This window comes from Arcobacter siniprincipis (SeqCode) (assembly GCF_048571125.1).
GTDB classification, from domain to species: domain Bacteria; phylum Campylobacterota; class Campylobacteria; order Campylobacterales; family Arcobacteraceae; genus Arcobacter; species Arcobacter siniprincipis.
Genome location: NZ_CP182343.1, coordinates 2,290,178 through 2,308,104 on the forward strand (window position 1 = coordinate 2,290,178; position 17,927 = coordinate 2,308,104).

The following is a 17,927-nucleotide window of genomic DNA, read 5'->3' on the forward strand; positions in this document are numbered from 1 at the left end:
ACTACTTTATTTTAATTTTTATGCCCTTTGGCATTTGTAATTTATCTATTTCACTTTTGACTAGATAAATATCACTTTCCATATCAATACATAGTTTACTATCTTTTAAGTTATACTCTACTTTTGGTGCTGATAGGTCGTTATTAATTAGAAGATTCAAAGATATCATAAAAGATAGCCATTGCATGGTTTCCAAAGGAGGTAGAAGCATTTTATGTCTGATTATATCTCTTTGCATTGGTAATGATTTTTTTGAGAATTTTATAATATGAGCAACTGTAACTCTAGAACTATGTAGAAAATCATAATTCAAGCCATTTAATATAAAATCAGCTGTACTATCATTCCCTTTATAAAAATTCAGACTATTTCCAATAGAGTGCAGTTTTGAGGCAATTACTAACAGAGTTCTATATTTATCATCTAGTTGATGAATTGGTTTTAACACATCAAATATTTTTCTTGCATTTGCACCATTATACGCACTTGTTTTTTCATCAACTTGAAATCTATCAAGCAGACTTCGAACACTTACATTAAAATTATTTGGGAATTTACAATTAGAGTTTCTTAATAAATCAGTTAAATAAACGCCTTCTCTAACACCTGCTCCAGATGTTATAACTTCTTGTATATTTAACTCATTTAAAATAGTAGAGAAGATAAAAGTTCCCTCTTTTATTGTGTCATATCTATCTTTTTTTATACCTAAGAGTTTCAAAGTATTATTATTTTTTGAGTTAAATATAGCTTCAAATAAATCTATATTTGAATTTACATTATATTTAAAGCCATGAAGAACATCTAAAGGATAATAATTTTTTTTCATAATAACTTTACTCAAAGCTCTTATACTTCCACCAATACCTATTACAGTACTTGGTATTTCATATCCACAAGATTTGAGTTCTTCTAGTTTATTTAAAATATATTTTTTAGCACCTTCCATATCTCCTTTAGAAAAAAACAGTTCCCCTAACCTAACTGTTCCAATATCTAAAGATAAAACATGCTCTATATTTTTATTTTTAACTATTGCAAATTCGGTCGATCCCCCACCAATATCCACAGTTACAAAATCATCTGCTTTTATTAAATTTAAAGCAGCAACTCCACCAAAATATGCTTCTTTTGTACCATCAATTACTTTAATATCTAGGCCTAATTCATTTTTTACTCTATTTACAAAGATTTTTGAATTGGGAGCATCTCTCATAGCAGAAGTTGCTACACAAAAGATTTTTCTAGATTTTAAAGATTTTGAGATATTTAAGAAGGATTTTAAAGAGTTAAAAGCTCTTTCCATGGGAATTTCTTGTAAATTCCCACCATTTTCATACGAGCCTTCAGAGATTTTAACTCTTGCTTTTGTTTCGTTTACAAGATGAAAAGCGAAACGGCTACTTTTTTGCATCACAACCATACGCATTGAGTTAGACCCAATGTCTATAACAGTTGTAATCTTAGCCATTTGTTATACCTCTTCTTCCTGTAGTTGATTATACTTAAATCTCAATTCTTCCATAGTTTCTTGGTTATCTGGGTCAACTATAATACAGTCAACAGGACAAACTTCAACACACGCAGGCTCTTCATAATGACCTACACATTCAGTACATCTGTCAGAATCTATTATATAAATTGGATCACCCTCTTCAATTGCCATGTTAGGACATTCTTCTCTACATGCATCGCAAGCGATACATTCATCTGTGATTATTAAAGACATACTTAAATTCCTATTTTTTAAAATTAAATTATGGAGTTATAACCTAATATTTATTAAAAATTTCTTTATTCAGACTAACTTTTATAACAGTTTTGCTAAAAATAAGAAATTTAACGATATTTAAAGGTATAAATTTTATTTTTATTAAAAAGAAGAGTATAAAATACTCTTCTTTTTATAAAAGCTTAGAAAGAATTATTTTTGCAGCTTCTCTTCCATCAAGTGAGGCAGTTACAGCTAAGTGAGCTCCTCGTTGACAATCTCCACCGGCATAAACTTTTTTATTAGAAGTGATATAGTTATCTGTTTCTACTCCACCCCATGAATTAGTTTTTATTTTTAAATCTTTCAAGAATGTTGGAACTTCTGGCTTGAATCCTAAAGCTAAAATTATAACATCAGCCTCTTCAAAATATTCACTTCCTTCATTAATTACAACTTTTTGTCTTCCTGAGCCATCTGGTTCACTCATAGAAGTAGTTAATAATTCAATTTTAACAGCATTCCCATCTTCCACAACAAAAGATTTAGGAGAAACATTAAATACATATTCTACACCCTCTTCTTTTGCATTTACAACTTCTTTTTTAGAACCAGGCATATTTGCTTCATCTCTTCTGTAAAGACACTTAACTGTTCTTGCACCTTCTCTTACAGAAGTTCGTACACAGTCCATAGCAGTATCACCACCACCAATTACAATTACATCTTTCCCACTTACATCAATAAAGTTTTCAGTTGTCTTCCCAAAATTTCTTTTTTGAACAGCTGTTAAGAATTCCATTGCTAAATGTACATTTGAAGATTTTTCACCATCAATACCAGTATAGTTACCTAAAGTTGAACCAATTCCAAGATAAATTGCATCAAATTCTTCTTCTAAATCTTTTGCAGATTTATCTTTTCCTATTTCACAATTTAAATGTAATTTCATTCCAGCTTTTATTAACCATTCAACTCTTCTTTGAACTACAGTTTTATCAAGTTTAAATCCTGGAATTCCATAAGTTAAAAGTCCACCTGCTCTATCAGATCTCTCAAAAAGCTCAACTTGAATACCTCGTCTTAGTAAAAAAGTAGCTGCTGATAAACCACTTGGTCCTGAACCAATAATTGCAACTTTTTTATCACTATTTATTCCTGGATATTTTGGTTCCATCCCTTTCTCAAAAGCTTTTTCACTAATATGAGTTTCAATAGCTCCTATTGAAATAGCTCCATGTCCAGTATTTAAAGAACAGGCACCTTCACATAAAACATCTTGAGGACAGATTCTTCCTAAAATTTCAGGGAAAGGAGATGTTTCATTAGATAAAGCAAATGCTAAATCTAAATTTTTATTTGCTGTTTGTTTTAACCATGCAGGAATATAGTTTCCTAAAGGACATCCAGTATGACAATACGGGTCACCACATTGCATACATCTATCAGCTTGTTCTTTTGCTCTTCCATTACTAAAAACTTCATATATCTCACCAAAATCTTTTAATCTTTGTAGAACATCTCTTTTTTCAGGACTTATTCTTTCAAATTTAGTAAAGTTTAACATCTTAATCTCCCTTATCCGGATCTAATGGTAGAACTGTCATATTTTTTGGTTTTACCATCCAAAAGTTTCTTATTTGTGGTCTAAAATTATCTAATATTAAAGCTGCTCTTTCTGATTCTGTTTCATTAAAATAATCCATTAATAATCTTTTTAAATATAGTCTTTCTCTCTCCGTATCATCTGTATCAATTCTAACAGCTTCTATTAATTCTTGATTCATTTTATCAATAAAAGATTTTTCAGGGTCATAAATAAAAGACAATCCACCAGTCATACCAGCTCCAAAATTAATACCTGTATCACCTAAAATTACAACAATACCACCAGTCATATATTCACAAGCATTATCTCCAGTTCCTTCAACAACTGCAATTGCACCTGAATTTCTAACAGCAAATCGTTCACCAACTGCTGCTCTTACATAAAGTTTTCCACCAGTTGCCCCATATAGACATGTATTACCTGCACCTGCGAATTCTGGACCTTGGTGAGGAGTATTTACAATGATTTTACCACCATTCATACCTTTACCAACATAATCATTTGCTGCACCATAAAGACTTAAATTCATTCCTTTTGATAATAATGCTCCAAAAGATTGTCCTGCTATTCCATTTAACTCAAAATTTATAGAGTTATCGGGTAGACCTTTATCTCCATAATATTTTGCAATTTCACCAGAAATTAAAGTACCAAATGATCTATTTAAGTTACAAATAGTCTCTTTAACCTTAATTGGCATTTTAGGGTTTTCTATTGTTCTATGAACTTTTTTTAATAATGCTTTTTCAAACTCATTTTTATCATATGGTTCATTTCTCAACTTTTGACAGGTATCAATTCCATCTATTCTTCTTAATACATTTTGGAAATCAAATTTTTGGGCAAACTCATCATCAATTACTTTTAATAAGTCACTTCTTCCAACAATCTCTTCGATAGTTTTGTATCCCAACGATGCAAGTATCTTTCTAACATCTTCACCAATAAATGTAAAGTAAGAGATAAGTCTATCAACTGTACCCGTAAAAAATTCTCTTAAATCTTCATCTTGAGTAGCAACTCCAACAGAACATTTATTTGTATGACAAATTCTTAAAATCTTACAACCTAAAAGTGTAAGTGCAGCTGTTCCAAAGGCATAAGATTCAGCACCAAGCATTGCAGCTTTTACAACATCAAGTCCTGTTTTTAAGCCACCATCAGTTTGTACATGTACAAATTCTCTTAAATGATTTGCTTTTAAGGCATTGTGAGCTTCTGAAAGACCCATTTCCCAAGGATTACCTGTGTGCTTAATAGATGTTAAAGGAGCAGCTCCTGTACCACCATCTGCACCTGAGATAACAATTCTATCAGCATATGCTTTTGCAACACCTGCTGCAATTGTTCCAACACCAATAGTTGATACTAACTTAACTGTGATTTTTGCTTCTGGATTGATTTGTTTTAAATCAAAAATTAATTGAGCTAAATCTTCAATAGAATAAATATCATGATGTGGTGGTGGAGAAATAAGTGTAACACCCTCAACCGTATGTCTTAAACTTGCAATCAGGGGAGTAACTTTGTGACCAGGTAACTGTCCACCTTCACCTGGTTTTGCTCCTTGTGCAACTTTGATTTGAATCTCTTGGGCACTTCTTAGATAACCTGGTGTTACACCAAATCTTCCAGAAGCAACTTGTTTGATTTTAGAGTTTTTGATTGTTCCAAATCTTTTTTGGTCTTCACCACCCTCACCTGAGTTACTCATACCACCAATAGTATTCATAGCTGTTGCCATTGCTTCGTGAGCTTCAGGAGAAATAGAACCCAAAGACATAGCAGCTGTTGCAAATCTTTTGAAAATATCTTCTAAAGATTCAACTTCACTAATATCAATTGCTTTTCTATCTGAATTAAATTCAAAAAAATCTCTAATGAATTTTTTATCTCTTGTTTCTACAAGAGTTCTTAAAGTGTCAAAATCTGTAATATCTTCTTTATCTTTTGCTTTTTTATTATGCATAGCATTTGTAGTTGCTGGACCATAATCATGATATTCACCACCATTAATATACTTATAAAATCCACCTAGATTTAATGGGAACATATAAGTATCATCACAGTATGCATTAAAATGAATTTTTTCAATTCTTTCTTCAATATCGGCATAACCTAAACCTGCTAAATCAGAATGACTCCCATGAAAACAATCATTAATAATCTCATCACTTAGTCCAATTACATCAAATAGCGTTGAGTTTCTATATGAAGCTACTGTACAAATACCCATTTTAGACATGATTTTTAGTAATCCAGCATTTATTGATTTTAGAGTATTTTTAAGTAAAGCTTGCATTTCATATTTTGAAATTTCATTTCTACTAAATAACGAAACAACTGAACCGTACATCATATATGGGTAAATAGCTGTAACACCATAAGCTAAAAGAACAGCTGCCATATGAGGATCATAAACTTCACCAGTTACTGCTACTAATGATACTTGATGTCTAATACCAACTTCTAAAAGTTTTTTATTTAAGTATCCCACAACCATAGCAGCAGGCATAATTTTATTGTCTTTAGAACCTTTTCTATCATCTAAAATTATTACTGTTATATTATCTTCGTTAACTGATTTAATAACTTTTTGTGATAAAGCTTCTAATGAGGCTTTTAAATCAGTTTTAAAAGTAGTTGAGAAAACTTTATTTTTATATTGTGAATTATATCTTGGATTTGTACTATCTCCAAAAGATCTTAATACATCATATTTTTCTTTCATTAAAATAGGACTTACAACTTTTAATCTTTTTGCGTACTCAGGTTTTTCATCTAAGATGTTATAAATAGGTCCAAATCCTGTTTCTAATGACATCACAACTTTTTCTCTATATGGGTCAATTGGAGGGTTTGTAACTTGTGCAAATTTTTGTCTAAAATAATCCGTGAAATTTCTATTTACCTTTGAAAAACATGCCATTGGCGTATCATCACCCATAGATCCAACTGGTTCTTTACCCTCTTTTGCCATAGGTTCAAGAACTTGGTCTAATACTTCATATGTAATATTAAAATATTTTTGTTTTGTCTCGATATCTTTAACTTTATAATCGCTAGTATCTAAAAAAGACTCATCAATATACTCTTGAAGATATTCCATATCTTTTGTTAACCATTGTACATAATTTTGAGAAGATTTTAAATAATTATTTATGTCTTCTTCTTTTAGTATCTTCCCATGGTTAAGGTCTAATCCAATCATTTGACCTGACTGTAATCTACCTCGTTCTAAAATATTGTTTTCATCAATTTCTAAAGTACCATATTCTGATGTAATATAAATCTTATGGTTTTTTGTAATTACATATTTTGCTGGTCTTAATCCATTTCTATCTATCAAACAACCAATATGTCTACCATCTGTTAAAGATATTGCAGCTGGACCATCCCAAGCTTCCATTGAAGTAGATCTGTATTCATAAAATGCTCTTAAATCAGAATCCATTTGTGGTGCATTTTGCCAAGGAGCAGGTACTAAACTTCTTGCAGCTTTGAAAAAATCTACTCCATTAGCAATCAAAAATTCGAACATATTATCTAAAGATGCGGAGTCAGATGATCCTGTTTGTAAAATAGGTAAGATTCTTTGTATTTCCTCATCACTAAATATTTCTGATTTTACTAATTCTGATTTTACTTCTACATTAAATCTATTTGCTTCTACAGAGTTAATTTCACCATTATGAGCTATTGCTCTAAAGGGTTGAGCTAACTTCCATTTTGGAAGAGTATTTGTTGAAAATCGTTGATGAAATAAGGCAAATGAAATTTGAAAATCTTCATCTCTTAAATCAATATAAAAATGCTTAATATGAGTAGGCATAATAAGCCCTTTATAAGCAATTACTTTTGATGAAAATGTTGGAATATAAAAATCTTTATTATCTTTTAATTTATGTTCACACTCTTTTCTAGTAAGGTATAACATTGCCTCAAATCTTTTTGATGACATTAAACTATTTGGTCTAACAAATACTTGTACAATATTTGGTAAACTTAATAAAGCTTGTTCTCCAAGGGCTTCAGTATCAACAGGAACTTTTCTAGTCAATAATACTTTTAAATCATTTTTTTCACAAAATTCTATAAATGTTTCTAATTCTGAATCTTCACTTGTAAATATCATAGCTACAGCATATGTTTCAGGTAAATCTATTCCTTCGTGAAAGGCAATTTTTCTCATAAATTTGTCAGGCATTGATAATAATAAACCAGATCCATCTCCAGTTTTACCATCAGCTGCCACTGCACCTCTGTGCATCATTCGCTCTAGTGAATGAATAGCATCTTCTAAGTTACTATGACTTGGTCTTTTTTTTAAATCCGCTAATAGACCAAAACCACAGTTATCTTTAAAAGATGTAAGTAAATCTAAATTACAACCCATTAACTGTCCTTTTAAAATTTTTTATTTATATTCCATAAAAGAGAGGGAGTATACCTTGTCTTTATTTAAAAAAGGGTTAATATATTAGCTTGTTTTTAGCACTACTTAAGGTAGTACGAATTAGATATTTGAAATTATTTATTACAATTACAAAAAAGCAAAATGCTATTTTAATGCTACGCAAGCTTAAAATTTCTTTAATTTTTGCATAAAAGTACATAACTTTGACATAATATTTAATTATACTTTTTTTAACACATAACTAAGGAGATAAAATGATGAAAAGCAATGGAATCCTGTTTACAGGTAAAAAATTTGTAATGGGAGCAGTAGCAAGTGCTTTATTAATGACTTCAGGTATGGCAGCAGACTATACACTTAAATTTTCACATGTTGTAAGTGCAAATACACCAAAAGGAAAAGCGGCCGATTTTTTTGAAAAAAGATTAGAAGAACTTTCTGGTGGTAAAATTGATGTTCAAGTTTATCCTTCTTCTCAACTTTACAATGATAGTGCTGTTCTTAAAGCCTTAACTTTAGACTCTGTTCAAATGGCAGCACCATCTTTTTCTAAGTTTGGTAAAATTGTTCCTCAACTAGCACTATTTGATTTACCATTTTTATTTAATGACATTGATCAATTACATAGAGTTCAAGATGGACCAGTTGGTGAAAAATTAAAAGGATTAGTAACTGCAAAAGGTTTCGTAGCTTTAAACTTTTGGGATAATGGATTCAAACAATTATCTTCATCTGAAAAACCACTTATTATGCCAAAAGATGCAGAAGGTCAAAAATTTAGAATCATGTCTTCTAAAGTTTTAGAAGCACAATTTAAAGCAGTTGGTGCAAATCCACAAATGATGCCTTTCTCTGAAGTTTATTCTGGTTTACAACAAGGTGTTATTGATGGTGCTGAAAATCCATTTTCAAACATTTGGACTAAAAAATTCCATGAAGTACAAAAATATCTAACTGTTTCAAACCATGGGTACCTAGGTTATTTAGTTGTAATGTCTAAAAAATTCTGGAAATCATTACCTGAAGATTTACAAAAAAATGTTGTTCAAGCAATGAATGAAGCTACGCAAAAAGAAAGAGAGTATGCTCAAGAATTAAATGATTCTCAATTTGAAAAAATTAAAGAATATGCAAAAACAACTGGAAAACTTGAAATTTATGAATTAACTCCTGAACAAAGAGCTGCTTGGAAAAAAGCTGTTAGTAAAATCTACCCTGAATTTTATGATAAAAATTTAATTGGTAAAGATTTAATTGAAGGTGCTCTTAACACTAAATAATTTTTATCTTCAACACTTTTATATCGTCGGTTTTACCGATGATATAGACACCTCAAAATTCAAAATAATATTCAAAAAATTTATAAATTTATACACGAAAAGACATAAGATATACATAATATTTTATTATAATTAATGATAATCACAAAAGGAGAAATATATGAAAATCACTATAAAAAGTTTAATAATTAGTGCAACTCTTGGTTCACTATTATTTACTGGTTGTGGAGATACAAAAGTAGAAGATAAAAAGCCTTCTTCAAAAACTGAAAATGCTGGACCTGAATATACACTTAAATTTTCACATGTTGTAAGTGCGAATACACCAAAAGGAAAAGCGGCCGATTTTTTTGAAAAAAGACTAGAAGAGCTTTCTGGTGGTAAAATTGATGTTCAAGTTTATCCCTCTTCTCAACTTTATAAAGATAATGCAGTTCTAAAAGCTTTAACTTTAAATTCTGTTCAAATGGCAGCACCATCTTTTTCTAAGTTTGGTAAAATTGTTCCTCAACTAGCACTATTTGATTTACCATTTTTATTTAATGATATTGACCAATTACATAGAGTTCAAGACGGAAGTGTAGGTCAAAAATTAAAACAAATGATTGATGATAAAGGCTACATTGCATTAAACTTTTGGGATAATGGATTTAAACAATTTTCTTCATCAAAAGTACCAATAATCATGCCAAAAGATGCAGAAGGTCAAAAATTTAGAATCATGTCTTCTAAAGTTTTAGAAGCACAATTTAAAGCAGTTGGTGCAAATCCACAAATGATGCCTTTCTCTGAAGTTTATTCTGGTTTACAACAAGGTGTTATTGATGGTGCTGAAAATCCATTTTCAAACATTTGGACTAAAAAATTCCATGAAGTACAAAAATATCTAACTGTTTCAAATCATGGGTACCTAGGTTATTTAGTTGTAATGTCTAAAAAGTTCTGGGAATCATTACCTGAAGATTTACAAAAAAATGTTGTTCAAGCTATGAATGAGGCTACAATTAAAGAAAGAGAATATGCTCAAGAATTAAATAATTCTCAATTTGAAAAAATTAAAGAGTATGCAAAAACGACTGGAAAACTTGAAATATTCGAATTAAGTCCTGAACAAAGAGCTGCTTGGAAAGAAGCTGTTAGTAAAATCTACCCTGAATTTTATGATAAAGATTTAATAGGTGAAGATTTAATTAATGATGCTCTTAATACAAAATAAAATGGAGATATTATGATAATAAGACTTCTAAGTAAAGCAATAGGTCACATTAACCAAAAAATAGCTGTATTTGGTATGATTATTGGAGTTTCTATTGCATTTGTTAATGTTGTAGCAAGATATGTTTTTGATGCATCATTAACTTGGGCAACAGAATTAAGTGTCGATTTATTATTATGGAGTGCTTTTTTTGGAGCAGCTTATTGCTTTAAAAAAGATGCACATATTGCAGTTACTATTCTTTTAGATAGTATGCCTTCAAAAGTTGCAAAAGGAATGCTACTTATTTCTCATCTAGTTACATTAGTATTTTTAATTGCTGTTTCTTATTATGGACTTCAATACATAACTCAAGTAGTTTATCCTTTAGATGAAAGATCAATTGATTTATGGAATCTTCCTATGTGGATAGTTTATTTAGTTATTCCAGTTTCATTTCTTTTTGGAGCTTTTAGAGTTGCAGAAAGAATTCACGCAATTTTATCAACAAATCATGAAAATATATTAAAAGAGAGTGAAGCTGAACAAGTTTTAGCAGGTATGGGAATGGGTGCTAAAGAGCATAAAGATAATGAAAATGTTAAACATCTAAATGAGATGGTTAAAGAAGTTGAAAAGAAAACAGGAGGAATGCTATGAGTATAGCTGTATTATTTGGAATATTTTTCTTTTTAGTACTTATTGGAGCTCCAATTGCTATTTGTTTAGGGGCTGCTACATTTACTACAATGATGTTATTTACTCCAATATCACCTATTGAAGTTTCTTCAATGATGTTCGAGAAAGTTGATCATTATTCACTTATGGCAATTCCAATGTTTATTCTAGCTGGTAACTTACTGAGTAAGGGAAGTGCCGCGCAGAGAATTATTGAATTTGCTAAGTCAATTGTAGGGCACTTACCAGGTGGATTACCTATTTCAGCTATTTTCGCATCTATAATTTTTGCTGCTGTTTCTGGTTCTTCTCCTGCAACTGTTGTTGCTATTGGTTCTATTATGTTTGGTGCTATTATGCAAGCTGGTTACCCTAAAAAGTATGCTGTTGGTACTATTGCAACTGCTGGAAGTTTAGGTATTTTAATTCCACCTTCAATTGTATTAATCGTATATGGTGTTACAGCTGAAGTTTCAATTGGAAGACTTTTTATGGCAGGTGTTGTTCCCGGTATTCTATTAGGAATCATGCTTATGGTTGTTACATATATAGGAGCTGTTAGATTAGGATTTCAAAGAGAAGAACCTCAGCCTTTTAAAGTAAGACTTGCAAAAATGAAAGATGCATCATGGGGACTTATGACAATTGTTATTGTAATAGGTGGTATCTATGGTGGTATTTTTACTCCAACTGAAGCTGCTGCTGTTGCTGCTGTTTGGGCATTCTTTATTTCTGTATTTATTTATAAAGATATTAAATTATCTGAATTTTATACAACAACACTAGAATCAGCTAAAACAACTGCAATGATTATGTTTATTATTGCAAATGCAATGTTATTTGCTCACTTCTTAACTATTGAGAATATTCCACAAATGATTACAAATGCATTAGTTGAAGCAAATGTTGATAAATATATGTTCTTACTTATGGTGAATGTTCTTTTAATTATCGCTGGGTCATTTATGGAACCTAGTGCAATTATTATGATTATGGTACCTTTATTACTTCCAGTTGCTGTTGCACTTGGAATTGATCCTATTCACTTTGGTATTGTTATTACTATCAATATGGAGCTTGGAATGGTTTCTCCACCTGTTGGTTTAAACTTATTTGTTACATCAGGACTTACAGGAATGTCTATAAAAGATGTTATAGTTGCCACTTTACCTTGGACATTGACTATCTTTGTAGGACTAATGCTGGTTACTTATATACCAGAAATTGCCCTATTCTTACCAAATTTGATGTATGGTGGATGATAAATAATTCAATAAAACAAAAAAGGGATAGAAACTTTTCTATCCCTTTTTTTATGTGAATATTTTCTTAATTATTTAGGAACAGTAATTACAAATTTTGCACCATTTTTTGTATTACGAACTCTTAGTTTACCTTTCATATTTTTGTCAATAATTATTTTTGACATATATAGACCAATACCTGTTCCATCACTATCACTTTTAGTTGTAAAATAAGGTTCAAATATTTTACTTTTTGGATTAACTTTTACGCCACCACCATTATCTTCTATATACAAAAGAACATAATCACCCTGTTCTTCAGCATAGATTTTAATAATTGGATTTTCAATATTATTTTGGATTAAAACATCTTTTGCATTTGAAATTATATTTAATAATACTTGTTCGTATTCGTTGAGAAATGTATTTAATTTTAAATCATCTCCTACATCGATTTGAACATTTATGTTATTATATTTCAAGGCTGATGATATTATGGTCATAACTGAATTGATTGCATCTTTTAAATAAAACTCTTCTTTATCTTTTGTTGGCATAAAGAAATTTCTAAAGTCATCAATAGTATGAGACATATAATCCAATACAACTTCTGCTTCTTTAGATTTTTTATCCATTGTTTCTTTATCTAATTTATCCATACCATGTTTAAATTTTATGTTCATAAATATTGAAGAGAGTTCAGATAGTGGTTGTCTCCATTGGTGAGCAATATTTGATATCATTTCACCCAAAGCAATAAACTTAGATTTTTGCACAAGTAATTGTTCATGCTCTCTATTTTTTTCTAACTCATCAGAAACTCTTTTTTCTAAAGTCTCATTCAACTCAATTAGTGCATCAGATTTTGCTTTCACTTTTTCCCTATACTCTTTAAAAAAGTCATCAATTCTTTCACTTAGAAGTATAGTTAAAACAATTCCTATAGATAAAAATAGTACAAATAATAATACAGTTTGTATTATTTGAGTTTTAACCCTACTTTTTAAATCTTCTTTTTTCTTAGCAATATCTTTTTCAATGTCATCGGTATAAACTCCAACAGCTATAACCCAATTCCAAGTTGGATAAAGTTTAAAATAGGTAATTTTTTGTCTTACTTGATCAGAAGAGAATTTTTTATATACATATTGGGTAAAAGATTCCCCTTTAACCTTTATATCATTTAAAAAATCTTGTCTAAATTTCTTTCCATTTGCATCTTCATAATTTGCTGAAATAACTGTTCCTACAATATCCAATCTATTTGGATTGACTAATAGTTTTGCAAACTTATCACCCCCATTAAAATCCAAAATTTCATATACAAAAATATAATTACTTCTTTCCCTTTCAAAGGAAATATTATTTAAAAGTCTTATTGTCTCTTCTTTTAATTCTTCTTCTGTGCTACCGCTTTTCGTAGCATTGTAATTTATAATATCAATTACAACATTTATCTCTTTTTTTAGAAGAGCTTTTTGATGTGAATAGTAATCATGAACAAACTTATTTAACTCCATATCAAAGTCAGCGTAAGTATTTTTTACATAAAAATATGATATAAGAGTTATCATAGTTGTCATAATAACTATAAATATATATATGATTATTCTGGATATGTTTTTTTCGGTTACAAAACGCAAATTTACTCCATTTTTTTAATTATATATTTTAACATATCTTTTATTACAAGGTATCCTATGGATTATAATCTAGTAAACCAACTTAGAAGTTTCACTTTACTTTATGCCGAAGATGAAATTGGTATTCAAAATAATATTTTTGAGATTCTTGATTGTATGTTTAAAAACATATATCTAGCAAAAGATGGAGAGGAAGCTTATAAGCTATACTTAGAGAAAAAACCTGACTTAATAATTACAGATATTAAAATGCCAAAAATGACAGGACTCGAACTAGTCAAAAAAATCAGAGAATCTAATCCAAAGGTGCGAGTAATAATTACTTCTGCACATACTGATTTAGAATATCTTTTAGATGCAACAGAACTTCATTTAGTAAAATATATAGTAAAACCAATAACAGAAGAGAAACTAAGCCTTGCATTAAGAGCTTTTATAGATAGTTTTGAAAATAGCACTATTTTCAACCTCATACCTTTATGGGTTTATGATGAGAGTAAAGCATTAGTAAAAGGTCCAAGTGAAGAGTTTATACTTACAAAAAAAGAGAATATCTTTTTAAAAATGCTTTTAGTAAAGGGTAGAATCATCACTTACCATGAGATTGAAAATATTCTTTGGGAAGAGACTTCGGTTATGACACAAAATGCCCTAAGGCTATTTATCAAAAATTTACGGAAAAAACTCCCTAAAAATATATTAAAAAATATTCAAGGCACAGGATACAGATTAAATATCTAATCCATTTTGTCTTATTTTTTTCAACTCTATAAAATATCCATTTGATAAATATACTATAAAAAATACAGCAGAAAAAAGTGCTATAAAAGGTATCATTGACATAAAATATAATATCAAAGTTCTAAATCTAAATAGATTTTTTTTACTAGTATATATCTCAAAATATTCCCTAGAACTCAACATTGTAGATGTAACATCAAAATTCAAAAGCTTATGAAAAAAGTAGTAAATAGGTAAATTAAAAGCAATAATATTTACTAAAGGTATAAAATACAAAGGAATAAAAAGTATAAATAATAACATCATCACAACTAAACTTTTAAAAGCAACCCAAAGTGGAGAAATAAGTGAGCCATGACCTTTTAATACTAAATCAGGATAATGCCTTTTTCGTAAAGTCTCTATAATCATAGGAGTTAAAAATCCAATTATTATCAAAGTTGTAAAAATAGAAAAAAACAATATAAAAAATGTACCTACAGTAAAAAGTAAAAATCCAGCTAACCAAGCAGTTACAGAATAGTGTAAAAGAAAAGTTAAAACATTGACTACCCAAACATAAAAAAATGGAGCATTTGGATCAACTGTAAATTCTTCTCCATTTTGTACTTGAATAATCACTTGGTCAAGTGAAGAGAGACTATAATCTGCAAAACCCATAAATATAAGAATCATAACAACAACTGTCACCAAAAGAGGAATAATAGCAATTTTTAATATTCCAGGGGTAAAAAAATCTTTTAAACTTCTTTTTATCAATTCTACTTCATTCAATCCAAATCCTTATTTATCAAATCTCGTTCTAAAAGAACATTTTTGGCAAAGTTCTTCTAAAACTATACCTTTTTTAAAACCATCTTTTATATCATGTACTCTTTTTGATTTTAAAATATTTTCCAAACCATTTTCAAAAACATTTCCTAAATCTATACAGGCATCTTTATCCAAACAGCATGGAACAGCTGTTCCATTTGCTAATATTCCAAAATGAGAGTCCAAACCATAACAAAAGCCCTTATCAGAGACAAATTCATTTTCCAAACTTGGCCACTCAAAATAATCGTCAAAATTGAAAAATATCTTCCTTGCAACTCTTATATTTTTTGGTTTTGCCACATAAAATTCATCAATATTTAAAGTCAAATCAAAGTATTCAAAAGCTTTTTCAAAAACTTTTCTATTGAACTCTTTTGCACTTTTTTCTTCATCAAAATTCCAGATTCTCAAATTTATGAAAAATTCAACTTCTTTTTCCAAGGCATATTTACAAAAATCAAAAATAGGAGTTAAATATTCATCTAAACTCTTTTTATGAGAGTTTCCATTATATGAATTAATTGAAAAATTTATTTGTTTGATTGCACTATTACACAATGTTTCAAATTGTTCTTCTTTTAAGTTATATGCAGTAGTTGTAAGATTGACTTTTAAACCATGTTTTTTACTTATGTCCAAGTATTGATTTAAATTTGATACAACTAATGGATCACCAACTACATGGTATGCTAACTCTTTTGTAACACTTGAAAGTTCACTATTTATCTTTTCAAACTTATCTAAACTCATTGTTGTACTTGGTAAGTTTTTTGGAGGACAAAATGAACATTTTAAATTACAAATATTAGTTATTTCTATATGGACTTTTTTAAACTTTTTTATGTTTTACCTTTAAATTAATTATTGATTTAGCAATACAATTGAGATATTATACACTATTTGATATAATCACACTTTTAAAATATAAAACTAAAAGGAATAGTTATCAAAACTTTCAACACAATAAAACTTTGTTCAGAAATTTTAAAAGCTCTTGAAGAAGAAGGTTATGAAAAACCAACTGAAGTTCAAGAAAAAGTAATACCTGTATTACTTAAAAATAGTGATGTAATTGCAACTGCACAAAGTGGTACAGGTAAAACTGCTGCCTTTGTACTTCCTATTTTACAAAAACTTTTTGAAACAAAAGATAATGATTCTACAAATAAAAGAGTTCTTAGAAGTTTGATTTTAGTTCCTACACGAGAATTAGCAAAACAAATAGAAAAAAGTATCTCACATTATGGAAGATATTTAGACATAAAACAGACTATTGTTGTGGGGGGATTAAGTCATAAAGAGCAAATTAGAAAAATAAATGCTGGAATTGATGTACTTGTTGCAACACCAGGAAGACTGCTTGACCATATAAAAACAAAATCTGTAAACTTATCAAGTATAAATAATATAGTTCTTGATGAAGCTGATACTATGCTTGAAATGGGATTTTTAAAAGATATTGAACTTATCTTCTCAGAATGTGCAAAAACAAGACATATAGGAATGTTCTCTGCAACTATCAATCAAAATATTAAAAAACTTGCAAAAGAGTTTTTACATAAACCAGTTGTAATAGAAGTTTCTTCACAACGATCAAGTGTAGATATAATTGAGCAACAAATATATTTAATGGATGAAGATAAAAAAATAGAGTTTTTATCATATCTAATTGGTTCAGAAAATTGGGAACAAGTTTTAGTATTCGTAAATACTAAACTAAAAGCAGATGAGATAACAAAACAGTTCAATTTAGATGGACTAAAAACAGCTTGTATCCATGGAGATATAAAACAACCCGTTCGAGCAAGAGCCTTAGAAGGGTTTAAATCAAAAACATTAAGAGTACTTGTAGCAACTGATATTGCAGCAAGGGGAATTGATATAGAACTATTACCAAATGTAGTGAATTTCGAGTTACCTGAAACAACAGTTGATTATACACATAGAATAGGAAGAACAGGACGAGCTGGAAACCCAGGAGTTGCTACAACACTATTATGTGTAAAAGAGTATGTACAAATGGCTGAAATAGAAAAAGAGCTAATAATAAATATACCAAAACTTACACACGATGAATATGAACTAAATGAGAAACAACCAAGAGTTGCAAGATTTAAAACACAATCACTTAGTCAGAAAAAAGGTTTAAGAGATAAAAATAAAAAACCTAAAGACAAAGCTCAGTTACCAAAAAAAGTAGCAAAAAAGAAAAAAACAACAAAAAGAGACGCAAATAGGACGTTTGGGAGATAAGATATGATGGATATGATTTTAAATGAAAATGATTTAGTAGTAGGTGCAAGTTTTGAAAATGGAACAATTCAAGACTATGTTGATGAAGCAAACACTTATGGACTAATAAGAATAGAAGATACTACAGTAAATTGGTTTTTACATAACCAAGATGATGCAAGTGATGAGATGCAGGAATTATATGAAAAAGTAACTGCTAGTGAAAACCATTATATCAAAAATGATTTTGGTGAAGAGGTTGTACTTTTTGATAAAAAAGGAACTGTTTCATTTGAAGATTTTATTGAAAAAATAGATAAATACTTAGATGTTGAATTAGTAAATGCTTTATAGCATTTTA

At 29.4% G+C, this 17,927-nt stretch carries 14 protein-coding genes; 7 read left to right on the forward strand and 7 right to left on the reverse strand.

The features are described 5' to 3' along the window. Window position 1: 1 nt before the first annotated feature. The 4 genes from ACNI3D_RS11600 to gltB all read right to left on the reverse strand — a co-directional run bounded on the left by ACNI3D_RS11600 (window position 2) and on the right by gltB (window position 7,716). Complete coding sequence (locus ACNI3D_RS11600) at window positions 2-1,471, reverse strand: Ppx/GppA phosphatase family protein (protein ID WP_419767126.1); 1,470 nt, start codon at window positions 1,469-1,471, stop codon at window positions 2-4. Between the two features lie 3 nt (window positions 1,472-1,474). Beyond that, window positions 1,475-1,729 carry a YfhL family 4Fe-4S dicluster ferredoxin gene (locus tag ACNI3D_RS11605; RefSeq protein WP_013136050.1) on the reverse strand — a complete coding sequence of 85 codons (255 nt, stop codon included), beginning with the start codon at window positions 1,727-1,729 and terminating at the stop codon, window positions 1,475-1,477. Window positions 1,730-1,904: 175 nt separating this feature from the next. Further along, a complete protein-coding gene (locus ACNI3D_RS11610) occupies window positions 1,905-3,278 on the reverse strand; it encodes a glutamate synthase subunit beta (RefSeq protein WP_419767127.1) in 1,374 nt (457 codons plus the stop codon). Between the two features lies 1 nt (window position 3,279). After that, a complete protein-coding gene (gene gltB / locus ACNI3D_RS11615; RefSeq protein WP_419767128.1) occupies window positions 3,280-7,716 on the reverse strand; it encodes a glutamate synthase large subunit in 4,437 nt (1,478 codons plus the stop codon). A 275-nt stretch (window positions 7,717-7,991) separates the two neighbouring features. Between gltB and ACNI3D_RS11620 the strand changes: the two genes are divergently transcribed. The 4 genes from ACNI3D_RS11620 (at window position 7,992) to ACNI3D_RS11635 (ending at window position 12,152) form a co-directional block, all read left to right on the forward strand. Further along, on the forward strand, window positions 7,992-9,017 hold the full coding sequence (locus ACNI3D_RS11620) for a TRAP transporter substrate-binding protein (RefSeq protein ID WP_419767129.1): 1,026 nt from the start codon (window positions 7,992-7,994) through the stop codon (window positions 9,015-9,017). A gap of 160 nt (window positions 9,018-9,177) precedes the next feature. After that, window positions 9,178-10,233, forward strand: coding sequence for a TRAP transporter substrate-binding protein (locus tag ACNI3D_RS11625; protein ID WP_129100693.1), 1,056 nt, complete (start codon window positions 9,178-9,180; stop codon window positions 10,231-10,233). 12 nt (window positions 10,234-10,245) lie between these two features. After that, window positions 10,246-10,872 carry a TRAP transporter small permease gene (locus ACNI3D_RS11630; protein ID WP_419767130.1) on the forward strand — a complete coding sequence of 209 codons (627 nt, stop codon included), beginning with the start codon at window positions 10,246-10,248 and terminating at the stop codon, window positions 10,870-10,872. Next, entirely contained in the window at window positions 10,869-12,152 is a 1,284-nt protein-coding gene (locus tag ACNI3D_RS11635) for a TRAP transporter large permease (RefSeq protein ID WP_129100695.1), read from the forward strand. Before ACNI3D_RS11630 ends, ACNI3D_RS11635 begins: the two co-directional genes overlap by 4 nt. Window positions 12,153-12,223: 71 nt before the next feature. Here the strand turns inward: ACNI3D_RS11635 and ACNI3D_RS11640 are convergent, their stop codons facing one another. Beyond that, window positions 12,224-13,708 (reverse strand): cache domain-containing protein, encoded by a 1,485-nt coding sequence (locus ACNI3D_RS11640; protein WP_419767131.1) that lies wholly within the window; start codon window positions 13,706-13,708, stop codon window positions 12,224-12,226. A 126-nt stretch (window positions 13,709-13,834) separates the two neighbouring features. On the opposite strand from ACNI3D_RS11640, the gene ACNI3D_RS11645 reads away from it, so the two are divergent. Beyond that, window positions 13,835-14,518: a response regulator transcription factor gene (locus ACNI3D_RS11645; protein ID WP_129100696.1), complete on the forward strand. Its 684-nt coding sequence runs from the start codon at window positions 13,835-13,837 to the stop codon at window positions 14,516-14,518. On the opposite strand, the gene ACNI3D_RS11650 is transcribed toward ACNI3D_RS11645, so the two are convergent. Then, entirely contained in the window at window positions 14,507-15,292 is a 786-nt protein-coding gene (locus tag ACNI3D_RS11650) for an EI24 domain-containing protein (protein ID WP_419767132.1), read from the reverse strand. The genes ACNI3D_RS11645 and ACNI3D_RS11650 overlap by 12 nt on opposite strands. 9 nt (window positions 15,293-15,301) lie before the next feature. Next, window positions 15,302-16,177 (reverse strand): radical SAM/SPASM domain-containing protein, encoded by an 876-nt coding sequence (locus tag ACNI3D_RS11655; protein WP_129100698.1) that lies wholly within the window; start codon window positions 16,175-16,177, stop codon window positions 15,302-15,304. 138 nt (window positions 16,178-16,315) lie between these two features. On the opposite strand from ACNI3D_RS11655, the gene ACNI3D_RS11660 reads away from it, so the two are divergent. Both ACNI3D_RS11660 and ACNI3D_RS11665 read left to right on the forward strand, forming a co-directional pair. Next, the gene (locus ACNI3D_RS11660; RefSeq protein ID WP_419768995.1) at window positions 16,316-17,587 is read left to right on the forward strand and encodes a DEAD/DEAH box helicase; all 1,272 of its coding nucleotides are present in this window, start codon (window positions 16,316-16,318) and stop codon (window positions 17,585-17,587) included. A 3-nt stretch (window positions 17,588-17,590) separates the two neighbouring features. Next, a complete protein-coding gene (locus tag ACNI3D_RS11665) occupies window positions 17,591-17,920 on the forward strand; it encodes a hypothetical protein (RefSeq protein WP_419767133.1) in 330 nt (109 codons plus the stop codon). Window positions 17,921-17,927: the final 7 nt, after the last annotated feature.

Coding starts and splice junctions, on each gene's coding strand:
- ACNI3D_RS11665 (WP_419767133.1), top strand. CDS start 17,591: ATGATGGATATGATTTTAAATGAAAATGATTTAGTAGTAGGTGCAAGT.
- ACNI3D_RS11610 (WP_419767127.1), bottom strand. CDS start 3,278: ATGTTAAACTTTACTAAATTTGAAAGAATAAGTCCTGAAAAAAGAGAT.
- ACNI3D_RS11640 (WP_419767131.1), bottom strand. CDS start 13,708: ATGATAACTCTTATATCATATTTTTATGTAAAAAATACTTACGCTGAC.
- ACNI3D_RS11635 (WP_129100695.1), top strand. CDS start 10,869: ATGAGTATAGCTGTATTATTTGGAATATTTTTCTTTTTAGTACTTATT.
- ACNI3D_RS11605 (WP_013136050.1), bottom strand. CDS start 1,729: ATGTCTTTAATAATCACAGATGAATGTATCGCTTGCGATGCATGTAGA.
- ACNI3D_RS11625 (WP_129100693.1), top strand. CDS start 9,178: ATGAAAATCACTATAAAAAGTTTAATAATTAGTGCAACTCTTGGTTCA.
- ACNI3D_RS11645 (WP_129100696.1), top strand. CDS start 13,835: ATGGATTATAATCTAGTAAACCAACTTAGAAGTTTCACTTTACTTTAT.
- gltB (WP_419767128.1), bottom strand. CDS start 7,716: ATGGGTTGTAATTTAGATTTACTTACATCTTTTAAAGATAACTGTGGT.
- ACNI3D_RS11600 (WP_419767126.1), bottom strand. CDS start 1,471: ATGGCTAAGATTACAACTGTTATAGACATTGGGTCTAACTCAATGCGT.
- ACNI3D_RS11630 (WP_419767130.1), top strand. CDS start 10,246: ATGATAATAAGACTTCTAAGTAAAGCAATAGGTCACATTAACCAAAAA.
- ACNI3D_RS11620 (WP_419767129.1), top strand. CDS start 7,992: ATGATGAAAAGCAATGGAATCCTGTTTACAGGTAAAAAATTTGTAATG.